Source organism: Providencia sp. PROV197 (assembly GCF_028479625.1).
Lineage (GTDB): Bacteria > Pseudomonadota > Gammaproteobacteria > Enterobacterales > Enterobacteriaceae > Providencia > Providencia vermicola.
Genome location: NZ_JAMPNZ010000030.1, coordinates 25,427 through 39,379, shown reverse-complemented (window position 1 = coordinate 39,379; position 13,953 = coordinate 25,427). Strand labels below are relative to the sequence as shown.

The following is a 13,953-nucleotide window of genomic DNA, read 5'->3' as shown; positions in this document are numbered from 1 at the left end:
CTTGTGATGTTTAGTCATGGTGAGTGTCTGCCTTGGCAGTGTGGAACAACCCCCGCCATAAGCGGGGGAGAATAAACAGGGTTAAAAAGCGATCGTAACTTTGGCATCAATATTGTTATCGTGATAATGCCCAGATAAAAATTTATTGTAGTTAATTGATAGCTTAGTATTTTCTTTTATATTGATATTTGTACCGACTTTTAACGCGACGCCATGGCGTGCTGCTGGGGCACTATGTATCGTAAATGCGCTCGTCGTATCAGAAAAATTCAATTTGACCCCTCTATTCAAGTTGCCATATTGATATTGCCAGTTAAGTTCACCATGTAGACCGATATTTGACTCATTACCGACTTTCCACTGGTTATCAAGACGCAGCCCTATTGTCGATAAACGAGAGCCAATATACTGTTTACCTGCTTGCAAAGAGGTGTTGTTGATGTGCTCATTGATAGCATAATTCGTTGTGTTGATATAAGTGAAGTTGGTGAATGGTTCAAGGTTCATCCAACGGGTGTTAATCGGATAGGCCATTTCAATAAACGCTTGGTGGGTATTGGTATAATAATTCGCGGAGTGACTTGTGCCATCACTGATTGCGCGTTCAGTGTGAACGAGGTGTGAAGTATGGCTAAGCCCTGAACGAACGGCGATCGGTTGCCATACTGCACTACCATAAATAGCGGCATGGTAGTTATTACTGTGACCTTGGTCTAGGTGATTAGATAATGAACTTTGGCTAAAACCTGCGGCGATGCCGAATGTCATTTTATCATTAATAAAACGTCGGTTTGCACCGAGTAATAGACCATAGCTTGATGATTTATACCCTGTCGCATTGCTATCACCCGTGGTTTTATCCCAGTCGTATAGCATGTTAATCCACACATTACCTTTGTCTTCGCTATTTAATGATTCAGATAAGCGAGCTTGTTGCAGTACGGCCTCTTTAATTTGACGGCTATCATTTAATTGGTTTGATAATACGTCAGCATATATTTGCCCGGTTACATCACTAAATAGGGTTTGAGCCTCCTGCTTTGAGCGACTTTTTAACGTTTGTTCATACAGAGGGTGGCTTATCGGAAGCCTATCAATAGCGTTAGCGGCAGCTTTTTGATTTGGCGTGGTAGCCGCACTGGAAAATGGGGTATTATTACGCCCTATTTTAAGTGTGACCTCTTTCGGGGCGTAATTCAGCGTGGTTCCAATAAACTGATAATTAGGTAAAACGGTATCGAATTGGCCATTAACCCCTTTTTGAGCGCTAAGGATCGTATATTGAGTACCAAACAAGCGGTTAATATCGAGCTTAGAGAGAGGCTCGTTTTGGTTTTCAAATGAGACGGTGACGATACCGCCTTTTAATGAAGCGCTGCCTTGGCTAATGATTTTATCGTTATTACCTTCAGGGGTGATTTCCACCAAATAGTGGCTATCAGGCGCAAAAGTTATTGAATCAACAATGTTAATTGTACCAATAGAATGACCTGGAGCAACTGCAGCGCCTTGGTTGGCGGTTAATTGTTGAATGCTACCGTTGCCCGTCAGTAAACCCTGATGATGAATATTAACTGGGGCTCCGACCTGCCCCCCTTCGAGATCCAAGGTTCCTTTATTAATATCAATTGCGGAGTCTAAGTTTTTTTTAAGGGTCACTTTGCCGCCATTAATATGGGATTTTTGCAAATATTTATTTTCGCCTGCTAACACTAAGTGGCCTTGATTGACGGTGAGACCTGCAAAAGTATTGTTGCCGGATAATACGAGGGTTCCATGGCCATTTTTAATTAATTTTCCAACGCCTTGAATATTATTTTTCCATTCATCTAACTCGCCAAAATTAGCGATATCCAAATCATTAGTTTCTTGATTAACAACCAAGTTTTCATATAAATAAGCGGGGCCTTGATAAGCAGCAGGTAAGTTAATTAACCCCCAATAAGTATTGGGATCATTTTCTTTGATATTCCACCCAGCAATTGAATGGCTTGGGTATGCCGTGCTGGCTAAAATATTATTCCATTGTTTATTATTTAGGTAAGGGAAACGTAATCGAAGTAAATAACTGGCAGTTTTAGGGATATTTTTAGGCTCGATATTAGCCGTATTTTGGGTGTTTTCTTTTCCATAATAGCCGATATGCTCATTGGTGATAGGGCTAGATACTGTTAAGCAGTTTTTTTGGTTATTTGGACATGATGATGAAATATCTTTACGGATATTTTTTGCGGATTCAACAATGAATTTGGTGTTTTTTTCATCAGACAGTAGTTGTGATAATAAATAATAATTACCGACACGAGAAGCGATAGTATCGGTGGCAAAGTGTGCGCCAACAATCACGCGGCTTTCACCATATTCAATTGCTCGGTTGAACATTTCGCTGCCTTTTTCGGGAAAAATCATCGCTAATACTGCGGCTTGTTTGAAACCATTCCACGTATGGCCACTTGGGTAAGATGAGCCCTGTATTTTTGAATATTCAGCAATATAATGACCATCGTCATCCAAGACTTGGTAAGGGCGACCGCGTTTAAAGTGGTCTTTAAGAATAAAATCAATCGACCGTGTACGTTGTTTTTTTTCGTCATAAGCACGGGTACTTGTATTATGTAATAAATTGATTTCTTGATATTGTTTATGGTCTCTTATATTAATATCATGTTCACCAAACAGTATGGTTTGGTAACTGTTAAATAAATAACCCGAGTCTTGGGATTTATCTGCGAGCGCTAATTTTTTCCTTTCCCCAGTGATACTGGTGTATTCACGACTAATAAGCCTATCTTGCTCAGCAACTGCACTGCCTTCTTTAGGTGTGCTATTAATAACATTGTTTTTAATATCCTCAAGCCATGTACTTCTGATATCAATAATATTTTCCTCTAATTCTAAAACATGAGTTTTTGCTGTTAGAGTATTCGTGAATATGAATGGTAATAAAGTTAGTGACGCTGAAATAAAAAATTTTCTCATTGTAACCCCGCTAATGCTATTAGTGATTTTTCATTTGGCGGAGTTTATTGATAATATATTTATTTTTTATGACAGTTATTTGTAATAAAAAAGTCATACTAATTAAAGTGTTAAGTTTTATTTTTAATTGTTGTCTTGTGAGTAAAATTGCTTCTTATTGATGGGGGTTGTTTTTTTATTCTTTTATTATAAATTTAATTAAATCGTGGAAATAAGATAATCGTTATAAAAATTTTTCATAAAAAATAACCCCAGACTTTCGTATGGGGTTATTGAATTTTATTCAACCAACAGAATAATTAGATATCGATATTGGCTGCTTTTAAGGCGTTTTCTTCGATAAATGCACGACGTGGCTCTACGGCATCACCCATTAACGTGGTGAATAGTAGGTCAGTTGCGATTGCGTCTTTCACTGTCACACGCATCATACGGCGGGTTTCTGGGTTCATGGTGGTTTCCCAAAGTTGTTCAGGGTTCATTTCACCAAGACCTTTATAACGCTGTACGTATAGGCCACGACGGGATTCACGAGTCAACCAAGCCAGTGCTTCTTCGAAATTACTGATATCTTGGCGGCGTTCGCCACGCTGGATATAAGCGCCTTCTTCAATTAAGCCACTGATTAAGTCACCTAAGTGCGTGATACGACGGTATTCGCTGCCGTGAACAAAATCGAAGTCTAAATTGTAGTCGGTATCAACACCATGGGTACGGATACGAATAGTGGGTTCGAATAGCTGGCGCTCACGATTTTCGGTAATTGTGTAGCTGTAGGTGCTACCAAATTGTTCGTTATCTTCTAAGCGTTTAACTAACGTAGCAGCCCATTCTTCGACTTTTGCGCTGTCTTTTAAGTCATCTTCGGTGAGTGTTGACTGATAGACCAAGCTGTTAAGCAGTGCTTGCGGGTAAAGACGCTCAAGACGACGGATAATGCGGTGAGCTGCATTATATTCGACAACCAGTTTCTCAAGCTCTTCACCTTTCATGGCGGGTGCTTCAGCGCTTAAATGCAGCTCAGCACCATCAAGGGCGATAGAAATTAGGTAATCGTCCATTGCATCGTCATCTTTAATGTACTGTTCTTGTTTACCACGTTTCACTTTATACAGTGGTGGTTGAGCAATAAAGATATGGCCGCGCTCAACAATTTCAGGCATTTGACGATAGAAGAAGGTCAACAGTAACGTACGGATGTGAGAACCATCGACGTCCGCATCCGTCATGATGATGATGCTGTGATAACGCAGTTTGTCTGGGTTATATTCATCGCGACCGATACCACAACCTAATGCGGTAATCAGGGTTGCAACTTCCTGAGAAGAAAGCATTTTATCAAAACGCGCTTTTTCAACGTTAAGAATTTTACCTTTCAGAGGTAGGATGGCCTGGTTTTTACGGTTACGCCCCTGTTTTGCAGAGCCGCCCGCAGAGTCCCCTTCCACAAGGTACAGTTCGGATAATGCAGGGTCGCGTTCTTGGCAGTCAGCCAGTTTACCTGGTAAGCCTGCTAAATCTAATGCGCCTTTACGACGAGTCATTTCACGAGCTTTACGTGCTGCTTCACGTGCGCGTGCGGCATCAATAATTTTCCCAACGACAATTTTGGCGTCATTTGGGTTTTCCAGTAAATACTCAACCAGTTTCTCATTCATCATCGTTTCAACCGCAGTTTTCACTTCGGATGACACCAGTTTTTCTTTGGTTTGTGATGAGAATTTAGGATCAGGTACCTTCACAGAAATAACAGCAATCAGACCTTCACGGGCATCGTCACCTGTTGCGTTGACTTTGCTTTTCTTCTGATAACCTTCTTTTTCCATGTAGTTGTTTAGTGTACGCGTCATCGCGGCACGGAAACCTGCAAGGTGAGTACCACCATCGCGTTGTGGAATGTTATTGGTAAAGCAGTAAACGTTTTCTTGGAAACCATCATTCCACTGCATTGACACTTCAACACCAATACCGTCTTTTTCGGTTGAGAAATAAAAGACAGAAGGGTGGATAGGGGTTTTATTACGGCTTAAGTATTCAACAAAAGCTTTAATACCGCCTTCATAATGGAAGTGGTCTTCTTTGCCATCACGTTTATCAATGAGTCTGATAGAAACGCCCGAGTTTAAGAAGGATAACTCACGTAAACGCTTCGCTAATATATCATATTCGAACTCAGTGATGCCTTTAAAGGTATCCATGCTTGGCCAAAAGCGGACGCGTGTCCCTGTTTGGTCAGTTTCACCAACAACGGACAGAGGGCCTTGTGGCTCACCGTGTTTGTAGATTTGTTCGTGAACTTTGCCATCACGTTTGATAACTAATTCTAATTTTTCAGATAAGGCGTTAACAACCGATACCCCGACACCGTGCAATCCGCCGGAAACTTTATAGGAGTTATCATCGAATTTACCCCCTGCGTGCAGAACGGTCATGATGACTTCTGCGGCAGAGACACCTTCTTCTTCGTGGATACCCGTTGGGATACCACGTCCATCATCCTGTACGGAGATAGAGTTATCGGCATGGATAGTGATAACGATATCGTCACAAAAGCCTGCGAGGGCTTCGTCGATAGCATTGTCGACAACCTCGAAAACCATGTGATGAAGACCTGTTCCATCGTCTGTATCACCGATATACATGCCCGGGCGCTTACGCACCGCATCCAGTCCTTTTAATACCTTGATACTTGAGGAGTCATATGTATTCGACATCAACGTTTCCTGCTCTTTCTATTTCTGAGGTTGAACTTCTATTTTGCCATGTTCTACGCTAAACATCTTGCTATTTGCATCTATCATATCATTAACTTGCTCGGGTGTAATGGCACTGACAAACACCTGTGCTTGCGTAGCTTTGAGGCGAGCTGCCAATAATTGACGGCGGCCCGCATCGAGTTCGGAGGCAAAATCATCCAGCAGATACAGGCATTGCTGCCCGCTCTGACGGGTGAAAAACTCACCCTGCGCTAACCTAAGTGCACACATCAACAGCTTGAGCTGTCCCCGTGATAGCATATCTTCAACGGGTGTACCATTGGCTCTGATACGCAAGTCCGCTTTATGTGGCCCTGAAGCGGTATAGGTTAGTGCTCTATCACGCTCAAATTGGCGTTCTAGTTGTTCTGAATAATCAATTTCTTTATCCCAGCCGCGTTGGAAGGAAACGGATAATGAAAATTCGGGTAAAAACTGTTGGCAAGTCTGCTCTATATTTTCAGCGATGCCAGAAATATAGTCTTGGCGCCATTGGCTTATCTGCTCTGAAAGCGGTGCTAACTGAGCATCCCAATGGCGAATTTGCTCATAACGAGTGACTTGCCGTAAAGCGGCATTTCGCTGCTTTAATAACCGTTTTAAATCTGACCAAACAGAGAAAAACAGTGGGTCATTGTGAAAACAGCCCCAATCAATGAAAGCGCGTCGATATTTAGGGCCACCATTGAGTAAGGTAAAACCTTCAGGGGTAATTAACTGCATCGGCAATAATTTTGCTAATTCAGCTATTTTATGGCCATCTGTTCCGTCAATTCGGACTTTACTGTCACCTTCGCGGTTTTTGCTTAAGCCTAATGAAAGGTCGTTACGCGTTTCATCTAAGTGGCTAAGTTTACCATGAAGAATAAATTGTTCTTGCTCATGGCGTATAACGCGGTTCGCTTGAATGCTGCGAAATGCACGGCCATGGCCTAAGGTGTATATTGCTTCCAATATACTGGTTTTACCGCTCCCATTTGGGCCAATGAGAAAATTAAACCCATTGGCTAAGGAGAGATCCGCATTTTCTATATTTCGAAAATCGCGGATCAATAAACGCGAAAGGATCATAAATACCGATTACAAACGCATTGGCATGACGACATAAACAGCGGCTTTGCTGTCGGCATCTTCAATTTGTACGCTAGAAGTTGCATCAGTTAGCAGCAGCTGTACATTTTCACTTTTCAGTGCGTTAAGGACATCTAAAATGTAACTGACGTTAAAGCCGATTTCCATTTCAGTGCCTTGATAGCTCACGTCAACGATTTCTTCGGCTTCCTCTTGCTCTGGGTTATTCGCCGTGATGCGCAATTGGTTTTCGCTAAAATACAGACGGACACCGCGGAATTTTTCATTTGATAAAATTGCCGCGCGAGAAAACGCTTGTTTAAGTAAATCACAACGCGCTTCTAATGTTTTGTCTGGGTTTTTCGGTAATACGCGGCGGTAATCAGGGAAACGACCATCCACCAATTTAGAGGTGAAAATAAAATCGCCAACATGGGCTCGAATATTATTGCTGCCAATTTGCAATTGCAGAGGTGCATCGCCACCATCTAATAAACGCATTAACTCAATCACGCCTTTACGTGGAACAATGACAGAGTGGGATGGCAGTGATTGACCAATATCCATCGCGCAAACAGCCAAACGGTGGCCATCGGTTGAAACGGTTCTGAGCATTTGGTCTTCAGTTTCAAATAACATGCCGTTGAGGTAATAACGGACATCTTGGTGCGCCATTGAAAACTGAGTCGCTTCAATTAAACGTTTCAGTATTGATTGCGGAAGAGAAAACTCAACCTCGCTTTGCCAATCATCCAAGTTTGGAAAATCAGCCGCAGGCAGCGTCGATAATGAGAAGCGGCTACGACCAGAACGGACGAGCAGTCTGTCATCATTGAGCTCTACATGAATTTCAGAACCCTCAGGTAATCCACGCCAAATATCGAAAAATTTGCGTGCGGGCACCGTTGTTGCGCCAACTTCATGTTCCCCAGTTAGGGTGACATTGGCCATCATCTCCATTTCAAGGTCGGTTCCAGTGAGTTGGAGGGTGCCTTCTTTTACCTGTAATAAAAGGTTACCTAAAATAGGCAGAGTTGGACGCCCACCTAAAGGACCACTAACCTGTTGCAACGGTTTTAATAACTGCTCGCGTTCTATTATAAATTTCATAGCAATTAAGATGATAATGTTCTGATTAAATTAGAAAAATCTTCTTTGATGTCATGGCTTTCTTCTCGTAACTGTTCAATTTTACGACAAGCGTGTAACACCGTGGTATGGTCACGGCCGCCAAAGGCATCCCCGATTTCAGGTAAACTATGGTTAGTTAGCTCTTTCGCTAGTGCCATTGCCATCTGACGCGGACGTGCGACAGAACGAGAACGGCGTTTTGAAAGTAAATCTGCTACTTTAATTTTATAATACTCAGCAACTGTTTTCTGAATATTATCAATAGTTACCAGCTTTTCTTGTAGTGCTAATAGGTCACGCAGTGCTTCTCTGACAAAATCGATAGTAATCGCGCGGCCAGTAAAGTTTGCGTTGGCAATCACACGATTTAACGCGCCTTCCAATTCACGGACGTTCGAACGCAGGCGTTTTGCGATGAAAAAGGCCACTTCACCTGGAAGTTGGATTTCATTTTCATCTGCTTTTTTCATTAAGATCGCCACACGCGTTTCCAGTTCAGGTGGTTCAATAGCGACGGTTAAGCCCCAACCAAAGCGTGATTTTAAGCGATCTTCCACCCCGTTGATTTCTTTCGGATAGCGGTCGGATGTTAAAATAATTTGCTGATTGCCTTCAAGTAATGCGTTAAACGTATGGAAAAATTCTTCCTGTGAGCGCTCTTTATTGGCAAAAAATTGAATATCATCAATTAATAATGCATCGACAGAACGGTAATAGCGCTTGAATTCTTCAATCGCGTTGTTCTGTAAAGCTTTGACCATATCTTGAACAAAACGTTCAGAGTGCATGTAAACGACACGTGCATTGGCCTTATGCTGCATGATGCTGTTACCTACAGCATGTAATAAGTGGGTTTTACCTAAACCTGTTCCACCATAAAGGAATAATGGATTATAGGCGCCACCTGGATTTTCAGCCACTTGCCTCGCTGCTGCGCGAGCCAATTGGTTCGATTTACCTTCAACAAAGTTATCAAATGTATGCTTAGGATTCACATTAGAACGATAAGCGACATCAGGTTGTACTTTGGCTGAGTTGTCCCAACTCGGTTTAACGGGGGCTGACGGTACGGCAAAAGCAGGTACTTCATGAATGGTACGTGCTTGGGGGGCTGCCGGCGCGACGGTAATCGGTTTATTGCCTACTTCAAAGTGTAGTGCAGGTGCGTCAGAACCACAAAAATCATTCAATAATTCATTGATATTATTGATGTATTTATCCCTAACCCAGTCGAGAACGAAACGATTTGGGGCATAAAGTGCCAATGTATTATCGTTTAATTCAGCTTGAAGGGGGCGTATCCACATACTGAATTCTGTGGCAGGTAGTTCATCCTGCAATCGGGCAAGACATTGCTGCCAAAGCGAAAGTGACACGTTGGGCTCCCCTAAACAAGGTCAATGGAACAAAGAAGTACGGATTTAAACACAGAATTTTCTAAGAGCCATTTTTAAAACGACTCAGAGTGGTTTTAGATTAACTTTAACTCTCCGCATATTGCTGATCTGTGGATCAGAATAGACCTGCGATCATACCGCAAAATTCACCAGAGATCTTCATTCTTTTACACAGTTTTTATGCTTTTTATCCACAGGTAAATGTGATAAGGCATCGCCTATAAGGAAGAAGTTAGCTGGGCTACTTGAATTTTTGTTCGTTTTTCCACATGGCTGGGGATAACTCTAGACGATTTAGTGAAAATATTCCTTAAGATCAAAAAATATTTTTAGATCGCGGGAAGATCCTTGCGCTTTAGGGTGGAGTCCGTATAATCTTCCTCCCTGTGCACAGTGCTGATGTGGTTTTTACACGAAACTGAGGTATACTTGTTGGGTTCTGCGTTCTGTTCTCGCGTTAACGTTAGACTTGAATACAGACGAAAAGCAGGTTGTCAGTCAGTATGAAAATAGAATCATGAGTTGACTGTCACAGCATATGTCGGCAAACCGGTCAGCCAGGCTATAAATAAAAGTGGTTTGATTGCGTCATTTTATTGACGTGACCCCCTATGTTTTATTACAATCCTGCCTCTTTCTATATTGTTGCGATAGAGGCACAGGTGTAAATCAGTTTCCACTGGTTGCCAACGCGTTTACTGAATCAGTAATAAATTTTAAAGTTAGGTAGAAATCGTTATGAAACGCACTTTTCAACCGTCCGTACTGAAGCGCAACCGTTCACACGGTTTCCGTGCTCGTATGGCCACTAAAAATGGTCGTCAGGTCCTGGCTCGCCGTCGTGCTAAAGGCCGCGCTCGTCTGACCGTTTCATCTAAGTAATAAAGCTAGCCCTCTATTCCAGTGGTTACGCTCGCTTTTACCCGGGAGTTACGCTTGTTAACTCCCAGGCATTTCGATAATGTCTTTAAGCAGCCGCAGAGGGCGAGTTCCCCAGAGATAACAATCCTTGGTCGCCTAAACGAGCTGGGGCATCCCCGCATCGGTCTTACCATCGCCAAAAAAAATGTTAAACGAGCTCATGAGCGAAATCGTATTAAGCGATTAGCGCGTGAATACTTTCGTCTGCATCAACACGAGTTGCCTTCAATGGACTTTGTGGTATTGGTAAGGAAAGGGGTTGCCAATCTCGACAATCAACAGATCACGGAAGCATTGGATAAGTTATGGCGTCGTCACCGTCGCTTGGCTCAAAAATCCTGATCATGCTGATCAGAGGCTACCAACTGGCGATTAGCCCGTTGTTAGGGCCTCGTTGTCGCTTCAATCCTACTTGTTCAAATTACGGAATTGAGGCATTGCGCAGGTTTGGTATGCTAAAAGGGAGTTGGTTAACGGCGAAACGCGTATTAAAATGCCACCCTTTACACGCTGGTGGAGATGATCCTGTCCCACCCAGAAAAACTGATGATAATAGAGAATTATAACGATGGATTCGCAACGCAATCTTCTACTCATCGCTTTGTTGTTCGTGTCGTTCTTAGTTTGGCAGGCCTGGGAGAGCGATAAAGTTGCTCAGGACGTTAAAACTGTTCAAACTTCGCAACAAGCGGATATGCCAAGCAGTGATGCCCAAGCAGTAACTAGCAGTGGGCAAGGTAAGCTCATCACCGTTAAAACGGATGTACTGGATATTCGCATCAATACTCGTGGTGGTGATATCGATGAGGCTGACCTGTTAGCCTATCCTGCGACCCTTCATTCGGAAGACCCTTTCCGTTTACTGGAAACTAACCCAGGCTTTGTCTACCAGGCACAAAGTGGTTTGATTGGCCCTCATGGCCCAGACAACCCAGCAAATAATAACGGTGAACGTCCGCTATACTCTGCAGATTCTGCAACTTTCACATTAGCGAACGGCCAAGACGTATTACGTGTACCAATGTCATTTACGGATAACAACGGCGTTGTTTACCAAAAAACGTACATTGTAAAACGCGGTCAATATACGGTTGAAGTTGAATACAGCATCCAAAACCCTACAGCACAGCCGCTAACGTTGGCGTTTTTCGGTCAGTTAAAACAAACTATCGAATTACCAAAAGAACGTGATACAGGGAGCAGCAACTTTGCTCTGCACACATACCGCGGTGCGGCGTATTCTTCCGATGAAAACAACTATAAAAAATATAGCTTTGGAGACATCGAAGATAAAAACCTGAGCCTGACAACGAAAGGCGGTTGGGTTGCGATGTTGCAACAATACTTTGCGACAGCTTGGATCCCTGCAAGCGCAGAGAAAAGCACGTTCTACACCATCGACCTTGATAAAAAATCTGCCATCATTGGTTATAAGAGTGAACCAATGACGATTGCCGCAAATGGCGCAGGTACTTATTCATCAACGTTATGGGTTGGCCCAGAAATTCAGTCTGAGATGGCAGCAGTTGCACCACACTTAGACTTAACTGTTGATTACGGTTGGTTATGGTTTATCTCTCAGCCATTGTTTAAATTGCTGAAATTTATTCACGGTTTCGTGGGTAACTGGGGTATTGCCATCATCGTTATCACCTTTATCGTTCGTGGTATCATGTATCCGCTGACTAAAGCGCAGTACACCTCCATGGCGAAAATGCGTTTACTGCAACCAAAACTGGCGGCAATGCGTGAGCGTATTGGTGATGATAAACAGCGTATGAGCCAAGAAATGATGGCGATGTATAAAGCAGAAAAAGTAAACCCACTGGGTGGTTGTTTACCGCTGCTTATCCAAATGCCTATTTTCCTTGCACTTTACTACATGTTGATGGGTTCTGTTGAACTGCGTCATGCACCGTTCTTCGGTTGGATCCAAGACTTGTCTGCACAAGACCCGTACTACATCCTGCCAGTATTGATGGGTGTGACGATGTTTGTTATCCAGAAAATGTCACCAACAGCAGTCACTGACCCAATGCAGCAGAAGATTATGACGTACATGCCAGTCGTGTTCACTATCTTCTTCCTGTGGTTCCCATCAGGTCTGGTACTGTATTATATCGTGAGTAACTTAGTAACCATCATCCAGCAACAAGTGATTTACCGTGGCTTGGAAAAACGTGGTCTGCACAGTCGCGATAAAAAAGAGAAAAAATAATCTCGGTTCTCAGTAAGATGAGAATGGCTTCACAAAGCGGGATTCTATAGTAGTATTAAGGCGACCAGATAAGGTCGCCTTATTCTTTTCAAAAAGTCAAAGACAGAGAAACATCATGCTGATTAACGATACTATCATCGCACAGGCAACACCTCCCGGTCGTGGTGGTGTCGGTATTTTACGTGTATCAGGCCCGAAGGCGGCACTGGTTGCTGAAACCGTATTGGGGAAACTTCCTAAGCCGCGTTATGCGGATTATCTCCCTTTTCGTGATGTGGAAGGCGCTGTTCTTGATCAAGGTATTGCGATTTATTTTCCTGGCCCCAACTCCTTTACAGGGGAAGATGTTCTTGAGCTACAAGGGCATGGTGGCCCGGTCATCCTTGACCTATTACTGAGAAGAATTCTAGCTATCGATGGTATTCGTATCGCAAATCCTGGAGAGTTTTCTGAGCGCGCATTTTTAAATGATAAGCTCGATTTAGCCCAAGCCGAAGCGATCGCCGACTTAATTGACGCCAGTTCTGAGCAAGCGGCACGTTCAGCAATGAATTCATTACAAGGCGCATTTTCTTCCCATATCCACCAATTGGTGGAAGCACTCACTCACTTACGCATCTATGTGGAAGCCGCGATTGATTTCCCTGATGAAGAAATTGATTTCCTTTCTGACGGTAAAATTGAAGCCAAACTTAATGAAGTTGTGGCGGATTTAGAGCAGGTTCGTTCCCAAGCTCGCCAAGGCAGTTTGTTGCGTGAAGGAATGAAGGTGGTGATTGCTGGGCGTCCAAATGCAGGGAAGTCCAGTTTGCTTAATGCATTAGCAGGTCGTGAAGCCGCAATTGTAACCGATATTGCGGGGACCACGCGTGATGTACTGCGTGAACATATTCATATTGATGGGATGCCACTGCATATCATTGATACCGCAGGTCTGCGCGAAGCCAGTGATGAAGTTGAGCGTATTGGTATCGAGCGCGCATGGAAAGAGATTGAACAAGCTGACCATGTGTTGTTTATGGTGGATAGCACCACAACCAATGCCACGGAACCACAAGAAATTTGGCCTGAATTTATGGCACGATTACCAGCTGAACTGCCTGTTACGGTGATCCGCAATAAAGCAGATATGACGGGGGAACCTGTTGAGTTTATCGATGATACGCGTTACCCATTGATTCGTTTGTCTGCTCGTGAAGAAAAAGGTATCGATTTGCTGCGCGATCATCTGAAAGAGGCCATTGGCTTTAACAGTAATACCGAAGGTGGGTTCCTTGCTCGTAGCCGCCATTTACAAGCACTGAATGCAGCGGCCGTTCACCTAGAACAGGGATATGACCAGTTAGTGAATGCTCGCTCCGGTGAATTACTGGCCGAAGAGCTGCGTTTGGCTCAGCAAGAACTGAGTGAAATTACAGGTGAATTTACCTCTGATGATTTATTAGGCCGTATTTTCTCCAGTTTCTGTATTGGAAAATAG

10 protein-coding genes are annotated in these 13,953 nt (G+C 43.2%); 5 read left to right on the top strand and 5 right to left on the bottom strand.

What is annotated here, in order from left to right:
* Nucleotides 1–81 precede the first annotated feature (81 nt).
* The 5 genes from PR808_RS16960 to dnaA form a co-directional block, all read right to left on the bottom strand.
* Nucleotides 82–2,979: an autotransporter domain-containing protein gene (locus PR808_RS16960; RefSeq protein WP_272539759.1), complete on the bottom strand. Its 2,898-nt coding sequence runs from the start codon at nt 2,977–2,979 to the stop codon at nt 82–84.
* Nucleotides 2,980–3,278: 299 nt separating this feature from the next.
* Nucleotides 3,279–5,693 (bottom strand): DNA topoisomerase (ATP-hydrolyzing) subunit B, encoded by a 2,415-nt coding sequence (gene gyrB, locus PR808_RS16955; protein WP_206085621.1) that lies wholly within the window; start codon nt 5,691–5,693, stop codon nt 3,279–3,281.
* An 18-nt stretch (nt 5,694–5,711) separates the two neighbouring features.
* Entirely contained in the window at nt 5,712–6,806 is a 1,095-nt protein-coding gene (gene recF, locus PR808_RS16950) for a DNA replication/repair protein RecF (RefSeq protein WP_206085623.1), read from the bottom strand.
* A 9-nt stretch (nt 6,807–6,815) separates the two neighbouring features.
* Nucleotides 6,816–7,916 carry a DNA polymerase III subunit beta gene (gene dnaN, locus PR808_RS16945; RefSeq protein WP_206085625.1) on the bottom strand — a complete coding sequence of 367 codons (1,101 nt, stop codon included), beginning with the start codon at nt 7,914–7,916 and terminating at the stop codon, nt 6,816–6,818.
* 5 nt (nt 7,917–7,921) lie between these two features.
* Nucleotides 7,922–9,313, bottom strand: a complete 1,392-nt coding sequence (dnaA, locus tag PR808_RS16940; RefSeq protein ID WP_206085627.1) for a chromosomal replication initiator protein DnaA — start codon at nt 9,311–9,313, stop codon at nt 7,922–7,924.
* Nucleotides 9,314–10,072: 759 nt separating this feature from the next.
* Between dnaA and rpmH the strand changes: the two genes are divergently transcribed.
* The 5 genes from rpmH (at nt 10,073) to mnmE (ending at nt 13,953) form a co-directional block, all read left to right on the top strand.
* The gene (gene rpmH / locus PR808_RS16935; protein ID WP_004906236.1) at nt 10,073–10,216 is read left to right on the top strand and encodes a 50S ribosomal protein L34; all 144 of its coding nucleotides are present in this window, start codon (nt 10,073–10,075) and stop codon (nt 10,214–10,216) included.
* Nucleotides 10,217–10,237: 21 nt separating this feature from the next.
* Nucleotides 10,238–10,597, top strand: coding sequence for a ribonuclease P protein component (gene rnpA, locus PR808_RS16930; RefSeq protein ID WP_004906229.1), 360 nt, complete (start codon nt 10,238–10,240; stop codon nt 10,595–10,597).
* Nucleotides 10,561–10,821 carry a membrane protein insertion efficiency factor YidD gene (gene yidD, locus PR808_RS16925; protein WP_036959180.1) on the top strand — a complete coding sequence of 87 codons (261 nt, stop codon included), beginning with the start codon at nt 10,561–10,563 and terminating at the stop codon, nt 10,819–10,821. The genes rnpA and yidD overlap by 37 nt, the downstream gene beginning before the upstream one ends.
* 2 nt (nt 10,822–10,823) lie before the next feature.
* Nucleotides 10,824–12,473 (top strand): membrane protein insertase YidC, encoded by a 1,650-nt coding sequence (gene yidC / locus PR808_RS16920; RefSeq protein WP_206085629.1) that lies wholly within the window; start codon nt 10,824–10,826, stop codon nt 12,471–12,473.
* Nucleotides 12,474–12,588: 115 nt separating this feature from the next.
* A complete protein-coding gene (mnmE, locus tag PR808_RS16915; RefSeq protein WP_225820440.1) occupies nt 12,589–13,953 on the top strand; it encodes a tRNA uridine-5-carboxymethylaminomethyl(34) synthesis GTPase MnmE in 1,365 nt (454 codons plus the stop codon).